9 protein-coding genes, 2 tRNA genes and 3 rRNA genes are annotated in these 16,998 nt (G+C 46.0%); 1 reads left to right on the top strand and 13 read right to left on the bottom strand.

The genetic code is table 11. From position 1 onward, the window contains the following. Positions 1–28: 28 nt before the first annotated feature. Complete coding sequence (locus tag FOF60_RS00070; RefSeq protein WP_264647623.1) at positions 29–151, top strand: hypothetical protein; 123 nt, start codon at positions 29–31, stop codon at positions 149–151. A gap of 824 nt (positions 152–975) precedes the next feature. Here FOF60_RS00070 and rrf read toward each other — a convergent pair. The 13 genes from rrf to dnaA form a co-directional block, all read right to left on the bottom strand. After that, positions 976–1,091, bottom strand: a 5S ribosomal RNA gene (rrf, locus tag FOF60_RS00065). A gap of 75 nt (positions 1,092–1,166) precedes the next feature. Beyond that, positions 1,167–4,101, bottom strand: a 23S ribosomal RNA gene (locus FOF60_RS00060). A 128-nt stretch (positions 4,102–4,229) separates the two neighbouring features. Next, positions 4,230–4,305: transfer RNA gene (locus tag FOF60_RS00055), tRNA-Ala, on the bottom strand. A gap of 15 nt (positions 4,306–4,320) precedes the next feature. Further along, positions 4,321–4,397, bottom strand: a tRNA-Ile gene (locus tag FOF60_RS00050). 109 nt (positions 4,398–4,506) lie between these two features. Beyond that, positions 4,507–6,056 (bottom strand): 16S ribosomal RNA (locus FOF60_RS00045). Together the 16S, 23S and 5S rRNA genes with 2 tRNA genes alongside form the textbook arrangement of a ribosomal RNA operon. A gap of 380 nt (positions 6,057–6,436) precedes the next feature. Then, on the bottom strand, positions 6,437–7,519 hold the full coding sequence (locus FOF60_RS00040; RefSeq protein ID WP_192472748.1) for an HD-GYP domain-containing protein: 1,083 nt from the start codon (positions 7,517–7,519) through the stop codon (positions 6,437–6,439). Positions 7,520–7,612: 93 nt separating this feature from the next. Next, entirely contained in the window at positions 7,613–10,165 is a 2,553-nt protein-coding gene (gene gyrA / locus FOF60_RS00035) for a DNA gyrase subunit A (RefSeq protein ID WP_192472747.1), read from the bottom strand. A 128-nt stretch (positions 10,166–10,293) separates the two neighbouring features. Continuing rightward, positions 10,294–12,201 carry a DNA topoisomerase (ATP-hydrolyzing) subunit B gene (gene gyrB, locus FOF60_RS00030; protein WP_413632785.1) on the bottom strand — a complete coding sequence of 636 codons (1,908 nt, stop codon included), beginning with the start codon at positions 12,199–12,201 and terminating at the stop codon, positions 10,294–10,296. 129 nt (positions 12,202–12,330) lie between these two features. Beyond that, positions 12,331–12,579 (bottom strand): extracellular matrix regulator RemB, encoded by a 249-nt coding sequence (gene remB, locus FOF60_RS00025; RefSeq protein ID WP_192472746.1) that lies wholly within the window; start codon positions 12,577–12,579, stop codon positions 12,331–12,333. Between the two features lie 10 nt (positions 12,580–12,589). Then, a complete protein-coding gene (gene recF / locus FOF60_RS00020; protein WP_192472745.1) occupies positions 12,590–13,708 on the bottom strand; it encodes a DNA replication/repair protein RecF in 1,119 nt (372 codons plus the stop codon). Positions 13,709–13,727: 19 nt separating this feature from the next. Continuing rightward, on the bottom strand, positions 13,728–13,943 hold the full coding sequence (gene yaaA, locus FOF60_RS00015) for a S4 domain-containing protein YaaA (RefSeq protein ID WP_192472744.1): 216 nt from the start codon (positions 13,941–13,943) through the stop codon (positions 13,728–13,730). Between the two features lie 389 nt (positions 13,944–14,332). Further along, positions 14,333–15,469: a DNA polymerase III subunit beta gene (gene dnaN, locus FOF60_RS00010; protein WP_192472743.1), complete on the bottom strand. Its 1,137-nt coding sequence runs from the start codon at positions 15,467–15,469 to the stop codon at positions 14,333–14,335. Between the two features lie 182 nt (positions 15,470–15,651). Beyond that, complete coding sequence (gene dnaA, locus FOF60_RS00005; protein WP_192472742.1) at positions 15,652–16,998, bottom strand: chromosomal replication initiator protein DnaA; 1,347 nt, start codon at positions 16,996–16,998, stop codon at positions 15,652–15,654.

Here is a 16,998-nt window from a genome sequence, read left to right as displayed (position 1 = left end):
AACTTTGCATAACCGAGGAGGTTTTAATATGGATAGAAAAAAACTAATGATGACAGCTGTAGCTCTAGGTTCAGCATACTTGCTAAAAGACCAAAAGTCACGCGCGAAGGTAATGGATCAATTGCAATCCCTTGGGAAGAAAAAGAAATAACATATAATAAGACCTTCTGATTAATTCAGGGGGTCTTTGTTATGTGGCTAATAAGAGGAGTATGCTTTTGACAACTTTTCATTTTTTCTTGGAAACCTGTCTAAAGTTGCCTTAAGTTCAGACAGCTTTTTGTGCTTTTCCTCCAAACCTGTCTGAAGATGGCTTAGGTTTAGACAGCTTTTCGAATTTTCCTTCAAACCTGTCTGAAGTTGCATCAGGTTCAGACAACTTTTCGATCTTTTCCTGAAAACCTGTCTGAAGTTGCATCAGGTTCAGACAGCTTTTTGTGCTTTTCCACCAAACCTGTCTGAAGTTGCTTAAGTTTCAGACAACTTTTCGTGTTTTTCCTTCAAACCTGTCCGAAGTTGCACCAGATTCAGACAGCTTTTCGATCTTTTCCTGCAAACCTGTCTGAAGTTGACTCAGGTTCAGACAGCTTTTTGACTTCTTTCTCCAAACCTGTCTGAAGTTGCTTCAGGTTCAGACAACTTTTCGTGTTTTTCCTTCAAACCTGTCCGAAGTTGCACCAGGTTCAGACAACTTTTCGGCTTTTTCCTCCAAACCTGTCTGAAGTTGACTCCAGTTCAGACAACTTTTTGATCTTTTCCTGCAAACCTGTCTGAAGTTGCCTCAGGTTCAGACAACTTTTTGATCTTTTCCTGCAAACCTGTCTGAAGTTGCATCTGATTCAGACATCTTTTCATTCATTACCTGTAAACTTGTCCGAAGTCAGACTAAATATATTCACTTGCTGCTACATTTCCAACACCTTTTATAAATTTGCATACAAAAAAGGAACAGCCATTACAGCTGTTCTTTCGTGTGCCCGGCGGCGTCCTACTCTCACAGGGGGAAACCCCCAACTACCATCGGCGCTGAGAAGCTTAACTTCCGTGTTCGGTATGGGAACGGGTGTGACCTTCTCGCCATCGCCACCAGACTATTTGGTTTGAGGTTTTATTCCCTCAAAACTAGATAATGTGTAAGAAGAATTCAAGAAGAACGAGTAATCATTTTGGTTAAGTCCTCGAACGATTAGTATCAGTCAGCTCCACACGTCACCGCGCTTCCACCTCTGACCTATCAACCTGATCATCTTTCAGGGTTCTTACTAGCTTGCGCTATGGGAAATCTCATCTTGAGGGGGGCTTCATGCTTAGATGCTTTCAGCACTTATCCCGTCCGCACATAGCTACCCAGCGATGCCTTTGGCAAGACAACTGGTACACCAGCGGTGCGTCCATCCCGGTCCTCTCGTACTAAGGACAGCTCCTCTCAAATTTCCTGCGCCCACGACGGATAGGGACCGAACTGTCTCACGACGTTCTGAACCCAGCTCGCGTACCGCTTTAATGGGCGAACAGCCCAACCCTTGGGACCGACTACAGCCCCAGGATGCGATGAGCCGACATCGAGGTGCCAAACCTCCCCGTCGATGTGGACTCTTGGGGGAGATAAGCCTGTTATCCCCGGGGTAGCTTTTATCCGTTGAGCGATGGCCCTTCCATGCGGAACCACCGGATCACTAAGCCCGACTTTCGTCCCTGCTCGACTTGTAGGTCTCGCAGTCAAGCTCCCTTGTGCCTTTACACTCTGCGAATGATTTCCAACCATTCTGAGGGAACCTTTGGGCGCCTCCGTTACTCTTTAGGAGGCGACCGCCCCAGTCAAACTGCCCACCTGACACTGTCTCCCGCCCCGATCAGGGGCGTGGGTTAGAATTTCAATACAGCCAGGGTAGTATCCCACCGACGCCTCCACCGAAGCTGGCGCTCCGGTTTCTCAGGCTCCTACCTATCCTGTACAAGCTGTACCAAAATTCAATATCAGGCTACAGTAAAGCTCCACGGGGTCTTTCCGTCCTGTCGCGGGTAACCTGCATCTTCACAGGTACTATAATTTCACCGAGTCTCTCGTTGAGACAGTGCCCAGATCGTTACGCCTTTCGTGCGGGTCGGAACTTACCCGACAAGGAATTTCGCTACCTTAGGACCGTTATAGTTACGGCCGCCGTTTACTGGGGCTTCGATTCAGAGCTTCGCGTGAGCTAACCCCTCCTCTTAACCTTCCAGCACCGGGCAGGCGTCAGCCCCTATACTTCGCCTTGCGGCTTCGCAGAGACCTGTGTTTTTGCTAAACAGTCGCCTGGGCCTATTCACTGCGGCTCATCCGGGCTATTCACCCAAATGAGCACCCCTTCTCCCGAAGTTACGGGGTCATTTTGCCGAGTTCCTTAACGAGAGTTCTCTCGCTCACCTTAGGATTCTCTCCTCGCCTACCTGTGTCGGTTTGCGGTACGGGCACCTTTTATCTCGCTAGAGGCTTTTCTTGGCAGTGTGGAATCAGGAACTTCGGTACTATATTTCCCTCGCTGTCACAGCTCAGCCTTCACGCAAGCGGGATTTGCCTCACTTGCAGCCTAACTGCTTAGACGCGCATATCCAACAGCGCGCTTACCCTATCCTCCTGCGTCCCCCCATTGCTCAAACGATAAAGAGGTGGTACAGGAATATCAACCTGTTGTCCATCGCCTACGCCTTTCGGCCTCGGCTTAGGTCCCGACTAACCCTGAGAGGACGAGCCTTCCTCAGGAAACCTTAGGCATTCGGTGGATGGGATTCTCACCCATCTTTCGCTACTCATACCGGCATTCTCACTTCTAAGCGCTCCACCAGTCCTTACGGTCTGACTTCAACGCCCTTAGAACGCTCTCCTACCACTGACATCTAAGATGTCAATCCACAGCTTCGGTGATACGTTTAGCCCCGGTACATTTTCGGCGCAGAGTCACTCGACCAGTGAGCTATTACGCACTCTTTAAATGGTGGCTGCTTCTAAGCCAACATCCTGGTTGTCTAAGCAACTCCACATCCTTTTCCACTTAACGTATACTTTGGGACCTTAGCTGGTGGTCTGGGCTGTTTCCCTTTTGACTACGGATCTTATCACTCGCAGTCTGACTCCCACGGATAAGTCTTTGGCATTCGGAGTTTGTCTGAATTCGGTAACCCGATGAGGGCCCCTAGTCCAAACAGTGCTCTACCTCCAAGACTCTTACAACGTGAGGCTAGCCCTAAAGCTATTTCGGAGAGAACCAGCTATCTCCAAGTTCGATTGGAATTTCTCCGCTACCCACACCTCATCCCCGCACTTTTCAACGTGCGTGGGTTCGGGCCTCCAGTTGGTGTTACCCAACCTTCACCCTGGACATGGGTAGATCACCTGGTTTCGGGTCTACGACCACATACTCATTCGCCCTATTCAGACTCGCTTTCGCTGCGGCTCCGTCTCATCAACTTAACCTTGCATGTAATCGTAACTCGCCGGTTCATTCTACAAAAGGCACGCCATCACCCATGAACGGGCTCTGACTACTTGTAGGCACACGGTTTCAGGATCTCTTTCACTCCCCTTCCGGGGTGCTTTTCACCTTTCCCTCACGGTACTGGTTCACTATCGGTCACTAGGGAGTATTTAGCCTTGGGAGATGGTCCTCCCAGCTTCCGACGGGATTTCTCGTGTCCCGCCGTACTCAGGATCCACTCAGGAGGGAACGAAGTTTCAACTACAGGGTTTTTACCTTCTCTGACGGGCCTTTCCAGACCACTTCATCTACCCCGTTCCTTTGTAACTCCATGTTGAGTGTCCTACAACCCCAAGAGGCAAGCCTCTTGGTTTGGGCTATGTCCCGTTTCGCTCGCCGCTACTCAGGGAATCGCGTTTGCTTTCTCTTCCTCCGGGTACTTAGATGTTTCAGTTCCCCGGGTCTGCCTTCAATGCCCTATGTATTCAGGCAAAGATACTGTTCCATTACGAACAGTGGGTTTCCCCATTCGGAAATCTCCGGATCAAAGCTTACTTACAGCTCCCCGAAGCATATCGGTGTTAGTCCCGTCCTTCATCGGCTCCTAGTGCCAAGGCATCCACCGTGCGCCCTTTCTAACTTAACCTAAAAGGTCATTTCTCTATTAAATAGAGAGAAAAACTAAAATGGCGATCACTCGGTTTTTTCTTGGTTCTTCTTACTTACGATTATCTAGTTTTCAAGGAACAAAAAACATGCGCTCTAAAAGCGACATGGTGGAGCCTAGCGGGATCGAACCGCTGACCTCCTGCGTGCAAGGCAGGCGCTCTCCCAGCTGAGCTAAGGCCCCGTTATGAAAGATATATGGTGGGCCTAAGTGGACTCGAACCACCGACCTCACGCTTATCAGGCGTGCGCTCTAACCAGCTGAGCTATAGGCCCATATATCATATATAGAGGAATCGCTCCCTCAAAACTAAACAAACAAGCTAATCAACAAGTACGAATCGAAAGATTCGCATTCCGATTGCCATTACGGCAATATCCTTAGAAAGGAGGTGATCCAGCCGCACCTTCCGATACGGCTACCTTGTTACGACTTCACCCCAATCATCTGTCCCACCTTAGGCGGCTGGCTCCAAAAGGTTACCCCACCGACTTCGGGTGTTACAAACTCTCGTGGTGTGACGGGCGGTGTGTACAAGGCCCGGGAACGTATTCACCGCGGCATGCTGATCCGCGATTACTAGCGATTCCGGCTTCATGCAGGCGAGTTGCAGCCTGCAATCCGAACTGAGAATGGATTTATGGGATTGGCTCGACCTCGCGGTTTTGCGGCCCTTTGTTCCATCCATTGTAGCACGTGTGTAGCCCAGGTCATAAGGGGCATGATGATTTGACGTCATCCCCACCTTCCTCCGGTTTGTCACCGGCAGTCACCTTAGAGTGCCCAACTGAATGCTGGCAACTAAGATCAAGGGTTGCGCTCGTTGCGGGACTTAACCCAACATCTCACGACACGAGCTGACGACAACCATGCACCACCTGTCACTCTGTCCCCCGAAGGGGAACGCCCTATCTCTAGGGTTGTCAGAGGATGTCAAGACCTGGTAAGGTTCTTCGCGTTGCTTCGAATTAAACCACATGCTCCACCGCTTGTGCGGGCCCCCGTCAATTCCTTTGAGTTTCAGCCTTGCGGCCGTACTCCCCAGGCGGAGTGCTTAATGCGTTTGCTGCAGCACTAAAGGGCGGAAACCCTCTAACACTTAGCACTCATCGTTTACGGCGTGGACTACCAGGGTATCTAATCCTGTTCGCTCCCCACGCTTTCGCGCCTCAGCGTCAGTTACAGACCAGAGAGCCGCCTTCGCCACTGGTGTTCCTCCACATCTCTACGCATTTCACCGCTACACGTGGAATTCCGCTCTCCTCTTCTGCACTCAAGTTCCCCAGTTTCCAATGACCCTCCCCGGTTGAGCCGGGGGCTTTCACATCAGACTTAAGGAACCGCCTGCGCGCGCTTTACGCCCAATAATTCCGGACAACGCTTGCCACCTACGTATTACCGCGGCTGCTGGCACGTAGTTAGCCGTGGCTTTCTGGTTAGGTACCGTCAAGGTACCGGCAGTTACTCCGGTACTTGTTCTTCCCTAACAACAGAACTTTACGACCCGAAAGCCTTCATCGTTCACGCGGCGTTGCTCCGTCAGACTTTCGTCCATTGCGGAAGATTCCCTACTGCTGCCTCCCGTAGGAGTCTGGGCCGTGTCTCAGTCCCAGTGTGGCCGATCACCCTCTCAGGTCGGCTACGCATCGTTGCCTTGGTGAGCCGTTACCTCACCAACTAGCTAATGCGCCGCGGGCCCATCTGTAAGTGACAGCCGAAACCGTCTTTCAGCTTTCCCTCATGTGAGGGAAAGGATTATCCGGTATTAGCTCCGGTTTCCCGAAGTTATCCCAGTCTTACAGGCAGGTTGCCCACGTGTTACTCACCCGTCCGCCGCTGATCTTCAAAAGCAAGCTAATGAAGATCCGCTCGACTTGCATGTATTAGGCACGCCGCCAGCGTTCGTCCTGAGCCAGGATCAAACTCTCCAAAAAAGAGTTATGAGTTTAGCTCATAAGTTAAAACGTTGGCTCATGTTCTTCTATAATAGAAGCCATGAAAATTTATTGTTTGTTGACGCTTGTTTGTTTAGTTTTCAAAGAGCAACTCTTGCATTGTCGCCCCGAAGCGACTTTAATAATATAACATTTACTAACTGTATAAGTCAATAACTTTTTTCAAAAACTATTGATTTGAAAGTTGCTGTCTCGTTACTGACTTTGAAGATTATATCAGGCAAATTATTTTAATGCAATACTTTTTAGCCACTTTCTTAAAACTAAATAGTTTTTTAGTCATATATCTTTTTCAGATCCCAAAAGACATCGGCATGCTCTCTATTAAAAAACAAAAGCCGGCATAGAACGCCAGCTTACTAAATGATTTCCTCGATATGCAAGTACCTGTTCTTTTCCAAAGCAAGGATCTGTTCTGACTCAAGCAACTTAACCAGCGGTCTTGCCGGATTCTTTTCTTCTACAAAAATGATTTCTGCTGCCTGTCCATCAGATAGACGGATTTTTGTTCCAACAGAATAATTCATGATTGCAGAACTCAATGCTTTCAGGGCGGTAATGTCGAATTCGCCAAATAGCTCCTCATTGATCATCTCAATTACTTTGAATGGAGAGTGTTTTGGCTTATAAATCCTTTCCGAAGTCATCGCATGGAAAGAATCAGCTACAGCAAGGATTTTTGCAAAAGGATGAATCCTATTTGCCTTTTCACCAAATGGATAGCCGCTCCCATCCATTCTTTCATGATGATGAAGAATGGCAATCTTTGAAGCGTCCTTTAGCAATGGACTGTTTTTTACCATCTGATAGCTGTATGTAGGATGCTTTTTAATCTCTTCAAATTCATCTACAGTTAAAGTCGAGCTTTTATTAAGAAGTGATGGACTGATTTTCGCCATTCCACAATCCGATAAACATCCAGCCAGTGCAATCTGGGTGATATCCCCTTTGCTGTAATTCAGCTTTTTGGCGATGAAAGCACTGATGATCCCTACGGCCAATGGATGATCATATATGTATTCAACCTTGGTTGAATAATGATGAAGATTGAATATATCCGAAGAAGTCATCTCTGCCTGCTCAATCAAAGGAACAATAATCGTTCTCAGTTTAGCAATATCTATCTGCATTCCTGATTGCCAGGAGGTAAACTCTTTCCTGAATTTCTGTCTGGCCTGTAAAAACTGATCGATAAAAGTCTCTCCATCCTCATTAGACTTCAAGCCCGCTTTCTTATCGCTGCCAGTCGAAGGTGCATGAAAAGGCAAACCATTCACTAATGTTTTCTCCACATCTACTTCTTTAACCAGAAAAACTTTCAGGATTCCTATTAGATGATCTGATAATACTGTTTTTTTATTCATGATAGGTCTATTCGTTTTACTAAGAACATCATCAGTAAGGATACAGCCCTCTTTAAGGTTGTCTACTAGTACGCGCAAGGCTTTCCACCCCAGAATTTTAATTTTCTTACAATTTATTTTACTTTATTTTACCAAAAAAGAGGAACACAATTTTGTGTTCCTCTCAAAAGTTTAATCTTCATCCGCTTCAGTTGGCTGTTCAGGCGTTTCTGTTCCTTCACTGGCAACTTCTTCAGGATCAACTGTGCCTTCAGCATTTTCATCCAGTTCGGCGTCTTCAGGCTTTTCTTCTTCCTTATCGACTTTCGCAACTGTCGCAACATATTCGTTTTCTGCTTTGTTGAGGCTGATCAGTTTTACCCCCTGTGTATTACGGCCTGTCATGGAGATTGAACTTACCGGGATACGAATCAGGACACCGCCTGTTGTGATCAGCATGAGGTCTTCTTCTCCAGTCACGACTTTCATCGTCACAAGGTCGCCGTTTTTATCAGTGATGTTACATGTCTTGATTCCTTTACCGCCTCGGCCTTGCCTTCTGTATTCTTCAGAAGGGGTTCTTTTTCCGTATCCGTTCTTCGTTACAACAAGGATTTCAGTAGTTTCTTCAAGGACTTCCATGCCGACAACTTCATCATCATCAGATAGGGTAATACCTTTAACACCTGTGGCAGTACGTCCCATAGAGCGGACATCGGTTTCAGGGAAACGAATCAATAAGCCATTCTTCGTGCCGATGATCATTTCCTTGCTGCCATCTGTCATCCGGACTGAGATCAATTCATCGCCTTCACGCAAGTTCAGGGCAATTAGTCCATTGTTTCGGATATTCGCAAATGATGAAAGCGGTGAACGTTTTGAGATCCCTTCTTTCGTTGTGAAGAACAGGAACCAGTCATCCACGAATTCTGAAACAGGAATGATGGCGTTGACCCACTCGCCTTTCTCGATTTCCAATAGGTTGATAATTGGAATTCCCTTCGCTGTACGGCTGAATTCAGGGATTTCGTAACCCTTCGAACGATACACCTTACCCTTGTTTGTAAAGAAAAGAATCGTATCGTGTGTTGAAGTAGTGATCAGGTGTTCTACAAAATCATCTTCATTCGTTCCCATACCCTGGATTCCTCGGCCCCCGCGACGCTGTGCTCTGTATGTGGATACAGGCAGGCGCTTAACGTAGCCGTTATGTGTCAGGGTAATGACGATATTTTCACGAGGAATCAAGTCTTCATCCTCGATCATTTCCAATCCGCCCGATACGATTTCCGTACGGCGCTCATCGTTGAAGCGCTCCTTGATTTCAGTAAGTTCTTCGCGGATGATTTCCAGCACTTTTTCATTATCAGCAAGGATCGCTTTTAATTCAGAAATCAGCTGCATAAGGTTTTGGAACTCTTCTTCGATCTTTTCGCGTTCCAAGCCAGTAAGCCTCTGCAGACGCATGTCAAGGATTGCCTGTGCTTGTTTTTCGGACAGCTTGAACTGCGTCATCAATCCTTCTCTTGCGATATCCGTGGTGCGTGAGCTTCTGATCAGGCTAATGACCGCATCAAGGTTATCAAGTGCGATTCGCAGACCTTCGAGAATGTGGGCACGTGCTTCAGCCTTCCTAAGTTCAAACTCTGTGCGGCGTCTAATGACGACTACCTGATGATCGAGATAGTAGGTCAGACATTGTTTGAGGTTAAGGACCTTCGGCTGTCCATCGACTAAAGCGAGAAGGTTGATACCAAAGCTTGTCTGCAATGCAGTTTGTTTATAAAGGTTATTTAAAAGGACATTGGCATTCGCATCCTTGCGAACTTCAATTACAATCCTCATACCCTTCCGGTCAGATTCATCTCGCAGGTCTGTGATGCCGTCAAGCCTCTTGTCGCGGACTAATTCAGCGATTTTTTCAATCAGCTTGGCTTTGTTAACCTGGTAAGGCAGTTCTCTAACAATGATGACTTCCTTGCCGTTTGATTTCTGTTCGATTTCAACCTTCGCACGCAGGGTAATTGAACCGCGGCCAGTCTCATAAGCCTTGCGGATGCCGCTGCGGCCTAATATCAATCCTGCTGTCGGGAAGTCAGGTCCTGTGATGATCTCCATCAATTCCATGATGGTCATGTCAGGATCCTTACTGATTGCCAATACCCCATCTATCACCTCGCCAAGCTGGTGAGGAGGGATGTTTGTCGCCATTCCGACAGCGATACCGGACGTACCGTTGACGAGCAGGTTCGGGAACCTTGAAGGCATGACAATGGGTTCTCTTTCAGAACCGTCATAGTTGTCCTGATAATCAATTGTATCTTTATTGATGTCGCGCAGAAGCTCCATCGAGATTTTCGACATACGAGCTTCTGTATAACGCATCGCAGCAGCCGCGTCGCCATCGACAGAACCAAAGTTTCCATGTCCATCAACAAGCATATAACGATAGTTAAAATCCTGAGCCATACGGACCATTGTGTCGTATACAGCAGAGTCACCGTGAGGGTGATACTTACCGATAACTTCACCGACGATCCTCGCCGATTTTTTGTAGGCCTTATCTGAATGCATGCCAAGGTCATGCATCGCGTACAGAATCCTTCTGTGTACCGGCTTCAAGCCGTCACGGACATCTGGAAGCGCACGTGCGACGATAACACTCATCGCATAATCCAGGAAGGATGATCGCATTTCCTGGCTAATATTAATCTCTTTTACACGTGGATTTGGTGTTTCAGCCATTTAAGAGAGACCTCCTTTAGGAACTCTTTTCAGCACGGCCATACAGGGGCAAAGCGCTTTGCGCGGCCCCTTGGCCATTTCAGAAAAAGCAGGATAGAGGCAGAACCTTCTATCCTGAGCATATATTATTAAATATCCAGGTTCTTTACATAAAGCGCATTCTGCTCGATGAAATTGCGTCGAGGCTCTACCTTATCACCCATCAGGATTTCAAAGGTTTCATCCGATTCGATTGCATCTTCAAGGCTTACCTGGAGCAGTGTCCTTGTTTCAGGATTCATCGTTGTCTCCCATAGCTGCTCTGGATTCATCTCACCAAGACCCTTGTAACGCTGGATGCCTGGCTTCGGCTGCTGTGGAAGTTCCGCGAGAATCTCTTCAAGCTGCTTGTCGTTATAAGCATACTCGACTTTCTTACCTTGCTGGATCTTGTATAAAGGCGGCTGGGCAATATAAATGTACCCTGCTTCAAGGATCTTTCTCATATAACGGTAGAAAAACGTCAATAATAAAGTACGGATATGAGCGCCGTCGACATCGGCGTCGGTCATGATTACGATTTTTTGGTATCGAGCTTTTGAAAGGTCGAAGTCTTCGCCAATTCCTGTGCCGATCGCCGTAATGATCGCTCTTACCTCATTATTGGATAAAATTTTATCCAGGCGTGATTTTTCAACGTTCAGGATTTTACCGCGTAATGGCAGGATCGCCTGGAAGTGGCGGTCACGGCCCTGCTTGGCAGATCCGCCCGCAGAGTCACCCTCAACGACATAGATTTCACTGATGGATGGGTCCTTTGAAGAACAGTCAGCCAGTTTTCCCGGCAAGCTTGAAATTTCAAGTGCACTCTTTCTCCTTGTCAGTTCGCGTGCCTTTTTCGCCGCAAGTCTTGCTCTTGCTGCCATCAGTCCTTTGTCGACAATCTTTCTCGCAACATTCGGATTTTCGAGCATGAATTTTTCAAAGTGGTCGGAAAATAGTGTGTCAGTTACCGTACGAACCTCAGAATTTCCGAGCTTTGTTTTTGTCTGGCCCTCGAACTGTGGATCCGGATGCTTGACCGAAACGATAGCCGTCAAGCCTTCACGTACATCTTCACCTGAGAGATTTGAATCACTTTCCTTGAAGATTCCATGCTTACGGGCATAATCGTTAATTACACGAGTCAAAGCTGTTTTGAAGCCAAACTCATGCGTACCACCCTCATAAGTGTGGATATTGTTAGCGAATGAGTAAATGTTGCCAGTGAAGCTATCGTTATATTGAAGAGCTACCTCTACTGTGATGCCTTCTTTTTCACCCTCAATATAAATCGGTTCTTCGTGAAGGACTTCCCTAGTACGGTTTAAATGCTCAACATAGGATTTAATTCCACCCTCGTAATAATACTCATTCTTTTTGCCTTCGCCGCGCTTATCCTCAATCGTGATCTTGATTGCTCTGTTCAGGAAGGCAAGCTCACGCAGACGGTTTGCGAGTGTATCATAGTCATATTCCAATGTCTCGGTGAAAATCTCTGGGTCAGGCTTGAAGTGGACAGTTGTTCCTGTACGGTCCGTTTCGTCAATGACCTTCAACGGGTCACCAACAGCGCCTCGTTCGAACTTTTGATAATGGACTTTGCCATCACGATGGACAAATACTTCAAGATACGTAGACAGGGCATTAACAACGGATGCACCAACACCGTGGAGGCCTCCGGAAACCTTATAGCCTCCGCCGCCGAATTTCCCTCCGGCGTGAAGTACTGTCATGATGACCTCGACTGCTGGCCTTCCCATTTTTTCGTGGATACCGACAGGGATTCCACGGCCATTATCCTGAACTGTAATACTGTTATCCTCTTCGATAATGACATTGATCTCGTCACAATAGCCGGCAAGTGCTTCATCTATACTATTATCAACGATTTCCCATACAAGATGGTGCAAGCCTTTTCCACTCGTTGATCCGATATACATCCCTGGACGTTTGCGTACAGCTTCCAGGCCCTCAAGCACTTGTATCTGGTTTTCATCGTACGCTTGTCCTTGCATGGATTGTTCCTCCATAGCCATATCGATCACCTACACTTTCATTTTGACTCAACTTTTTGAAAAAATATCTATTAGCTATTTTCGCATATATCGTTGTTTTTCGACATTTTTTGCGAAGATGCCGATCTATTAAAATTCCTGAACGGATAATTTTTGGGAGCGTTTCTTTAATGTTCCTGATGCAAGTGGGGAATAATATATATGATTTCCTGTTACCACGATTGATTTGACCGTTCCCTTGGCCAAATGGATAATCTGCTGGTCCTGGCGCGTTATGAACTCCTCCATGAATGGAGAAGAACTGGCGCTTTCAATATCTAATATCGCTATAATATCTTTTGTCCTGACTAGGACTTCTTCACCAACATGCAAATACATGTAGTCCACCTCATTGGATTCTTGACATTTCGCCGGTTTTCACTTTGTAAGTGGCAGCTTCTCTTAATGTCTGATGGTCAATCCCATCCACACTAGTGGTCGTGACGAAGGTTTGAACTTTCCCCTGGATGGTATTTAATAAATGGGATTGGCGATAATCATCTAACTCAGACAGGACATCATCAAGCAGCAGGATTGGATATTCGCCAATTTCTGAATTGATCAATTCAATTTCCGCCAGCTTCACCGAAAGTGCTGTCGTCCGCTGCTGACCCTGTGATCCGAATGTCTGGACATCACGGCCATTCACGAAAAATTGCAGATCATCCCGGTGCGGCCCGAACATAGTGGTCCCCCGGTCAATTTCTCTCATCTTCATTTTAGCAAATTTTTCTTCATACACTGCTATCATTTTCGACAAATCATCATCTTCTGATACCTCTGCTGAGGGTTTATAGACTATTTTTAAATCCTCAAGCCCTCTCGATATTCCCTGGTGTATCGGCAATGCCCACTGTTCGAGCAAATTCAGGAATTCAAACCGCTTCACGTTGATCCTTGCAGCTGCCTGGATAAATTGTTCAGTCAGAATATCGAGCATTGTATGGTCTGAAGCCTTTTTGATCTGCATCTGCTTGAGATAATGATTCCGCTGCTGAAGGATTTTGTTGTACTGGCCCATGTCATGCAAATAAATCGCCGATACCTGTCCAATTTCCATATCGACAAATCGTCGTCTTACTTGAGGGCTCCCTTTTACAAGATTAAGATCCTCAGGAGCAAACATGACGACATTCATATTGCCGACATACTGGCTTAGCTTCCGCTGTTCAAGATGATTGACCTTCGCCTTCTTGCCTTTTTTTGAAATGACAAGCTGCATGGGCAATGAACCGTTGCTTTTTTTAATCCGTCCCTCTATTTTAGCATATTCCTCATCCCAGCGAATTAAATCTTTATCATTGGAGGTACGGTGCGATTTTGCCATTGCCAGCACGTAGATGGACTCCATGACATTCGTTTTCCCCTGAGCATTCTCCCCGAGGATGACATTTACCTTATTTTCAAATGCCGCCTCTAATCCCTGGTAATTGCGGTAATTCCTTAATTGCAGTTCCTCTATATACATGAACAGTTCATCCTCTGGATTATTGCGTTATGCTGAACTCGCCTAAACCAGGAATTGATACCTGATCGCCGGAACGAAGCTTCCTTCCTCTTCGCTGATCTTGTTCACCATTGATAAAAACATCATGTTCACTTAAAAACCACTTTGCCATTCCGCCTGATTGGATTACATCAGCAAGTTTCAGGAATTGGCCAAGCGTAATATATTCAGTATCAATTTTTATTTCCTCATTCACGTTTCTCACCCTTTTCTTCCAAAAGGACTTAATACTTTATTTTACTAAATTTTTTCCATAGAAACAAATTTTCTTATTAGAAAAGCGGAAGCGCCTCGATTAGACCCGACAAGCGTTGGAGGGCCGACCAGTGAAGTCGCTCTTTGACTTCATTGGGCGGACCGAAATAAAAGTATAGCCGACTGCCCAGAAACGCAGAAACTGGAGACTCCGACAAAGAAGTGTTTTTGCTTCTGCCGGCGGAGTTGAAGTTTCAAAGTTTCTAGGAGGCGAAACTAGACAAGCGTCTCGAGGGTCTAGGCGCTGTAGCTAGACAACTCTGAAATCGACTTTCCCTTGTCCTTTTATAAAAAAAACCACCAGCAATAAAACTGGTGGCAGTATGGATTTTAGTAAGTTCGTACCGGCAGAATCAGCTGCAGGATGGAGTCGTCGTGGAGCGGTCGGATGACGAATGGTCTCATTGCGCCTGTAAAGCTGATTTGGATCTCTGTTCCTTCCAATGCTTTTAAGGCATCCATCATATATTTTGCGCTGAATGAAATTTTCAGATCCTCGCCATCGATTGATTGGCTTTGGATTTCTTCGACAACAGTACCGATTTCCGGCGTGTTGGAGGAAACCTCGATAGCGCCGCCTTCGATTGTAGAAAACTTAACCACATTGTTTCTTCCTTCTCTGGCAAGCAAAGATGCACGGTCGATTGCATGAAGGAATTCTTTCGTGTTAACGACTACATCTGTTTTGCTCTCAGTCGGGATCAATCTTCCAGTGTCAGGATAATTTCCTTCCAGCAGTCTTGAGAAGAACAATAAGTGCTTTGCTTTGAACAATACTTGGTTTTCTGTAATGACAATATCCACTGATTCTGAGCTGTCATCTAGAATCTTGCTCAATTCTGTCAAGCTTTTACCCGGGATGACCACATTATAGCTTCCAGTGTTCTCTGCTTCGAGCTTCGCTTTTCGTAATGCAAGCCTGTGGCTATCTGTAGCAATACAGATTAATTCATTGTTTTCGACCTTCCAGTTTACACCTGTCAAGATTGGGCGTGTTTCTGAGGTGGACACTGAAAAGACAGTCTGGCGAATCAGGCCTTTTAATAAGTCTGTAGGAATTTTAAAAACATGCTCTTCCGAAATTTGCGGAAGATGTGGATATTCCTCAGCATCCAGGCCATTTAGGTTAAATTCTGATTTACCAGAACGAATAATGGTCTGCAGATTATTGTGGACTTCGATTTCTACTGAATCTGTAGGAAGCTTCTTAACGATTTCACTAAAGAAACGCGCCTGCAAAACAATAGATCCTGGTTGTTTGATTTCGACGATTTCATCCCCAGCTTCTTCTTTCGGAATGAATGATTCGATGGAAATATCAGAATCGCTGCCTGTAAGAGTTACTCCCTCTTCATTCGCAACAATCTTAATACCTGTCAAAATAGGGATTGTTGTTCTGCTCGTCACTGCCTTCATTACGTCTTGGACGCTTTGAAGCAATGAATCGCGCTGGATAATAAATCTCATTTTTTAGCCTCCAGTTAGGAATATTTTTTTTCTGTATTGCATATACTAATATGTTTTAAAAAATAGTAGAAGTACTAGTAGGGCCTGTGGATTTGTGGATAAGTGGATTTTTTCAAAGGAAAGACAGTCTATCCACATGTGGACAGACTGTGCGTAACCAATGGAGAGTTATTCACACTTTCCTAAACCCTTAATTGCTCATTTATTTCTTTTAGCTGCTTTTGCAGACTTGAATCAACTGCAATCATCTTTGAAATTTTTTCATGGGCATGGATGACCGTTGTGTGGTCACGCCCTCCAAATTCTTCGCCAATTTTAGGCAGAGAGAAGTCAGTCAGTTCTCTAGATAAGTACATAGCAATTTGCCTAGGGAATGCGACAGATTTTGTCCTTTTCTTCGCTTTAAAGTCCTCTAGCTTCACATTGAAATGCTGGCCTACGACCCTCTGGATGTCGAGAATCGTGATTACCTTCGGCTTGGAGCTCGGAATTATATCCTTTAGCGCTTCAGCAGCAAGGTCCGCATTGATATCCTTGTTAATCAATGAAGAATAAGCGACGACACGGATCAATGCTCCCTCAAGCTCGCGGATGTTGGAGTCGATTTGGTTCGCGATATAAAGCATAACCTCATTCGGAATATCTAGGCCTTCTGCTTTAGCCTTTTTACGGAGAATCGCAATCCTGGTCTCGAGATCTGGCGGAGTGATATCCGTAATCAATCCCCATTCAAAGCGGGATCTCAGCCTGTCTTCAAGCGTCGGAATTTCTTTTGGCGGACGGTCACTGGAGATGACAATCTGCTTGCTTTCCTCATGCAATGTATTGAATGTATGGAAAAACTCTTCCTGTGTTTGTTCTTTTCCAGCCAAAAATTGAATATCATCAATGAGCAGGACATCGACATTGCGGTATTTATTGCGGAAATCTCCCGCTTTATTGTCCCTGATGGAATTGATGAATTCATTCGTGAATTTTTCGGATGACAAATAAACCACTTTCGCATTCGGATTATGATCCTGGACATAATGTCCGATGGCATGCATCAAGTGGGTCTTACCAAGTCCTACGCCCCCATAAATGAATAAAGGATTATAGGCTTTTGCCGGCGCTTCAGCTACTGCAAGCGAAGCTGCGTGTGCGAAACGGTTGCCCGAACCAATGACAAAAGTATCAAATGTATACTTCGGGTTGAGCATGCTGACAGGCAAATCAGGAATATCATCGTCTTTCTTCACTCTTTTTGGCGGCAATGGAATGTCGAGATCTTCTTCGTTCTGGTTCTGGGGAATGATAAATTTTACAGAAAGCTCTTCACCAGTGATTTCATACAAAATACCGCTGATTAACTGGGAATAGCGTTCCTCCAGCCAGTCACGGGCAAACTCATTCGGGGCTGTAATCGTAAGGACGTCTCCCTGCAAGGAATGTGCCTTCGTTGATTTGAGCCATGTATCGAAACTTGGCTTGCTGATCTTTTTCTCGATTTTAGCGAGAGCGTTGTTCCAGAGATCTGCAATGTTCTCCAA

This window comes from Mesobacillus jeotgali, assembly GCF_014856545.2.
In the GTDB taxonomy this organism is placed as follows: domain Bacteria; phylum Bacillota; class Bacilli; order Bacillales; family Cytobacillaceae; genus Mesobacillus.
The sequence above is the reverse complement of the archived record's forward strand: the minus strand, read 5'-3'. Positions and strand labels throughout refer to the sequence as shown.

Bases quoted from the DNA above. Each gene is read 5' to 3' on its own strand.
- FOF60_RS00070 (WP_264647623.1), top strand. From the start codon at position 29: ATGGATAGAAAAAAACTAATGATGACAGCTGTAGCTCTAGGTTCAGCA.
- gyrA (WP_192472747.1), bottom strand. From the start codon at position 10,165: ATGGCTGAAACACCAAATCCACGTGTAAAAGAGATTAATATTAGCCAG.
- gyrB (WP_413632785.1), bottom strand. From the start codon at position 12,201: ATGCAAGGACAAGCGTACGATGAAAACCAGATACAAGTGCTTGAGGGC.
- remB (WP_192472746.1), bottom strand. From the start codon at position 12,579: ATGTATTTGCATGTTGGTGAAGAAGTCCTAGTCAGGACAAAAGATATT.
- recF (WP_192472745.1), bottom strand. From the start codon at position 13,708: ATGTATATAGAGGAACTGCAATTAAGGAATTACCGCAATTACCAGGGA.
- dnaN (WP_192472743.1), bottom strand. From the start codon at position 15,469: ATGAGATTTATTATCCAGCGCGATTCATTGCTTCAAAGCGTCCAAGAC.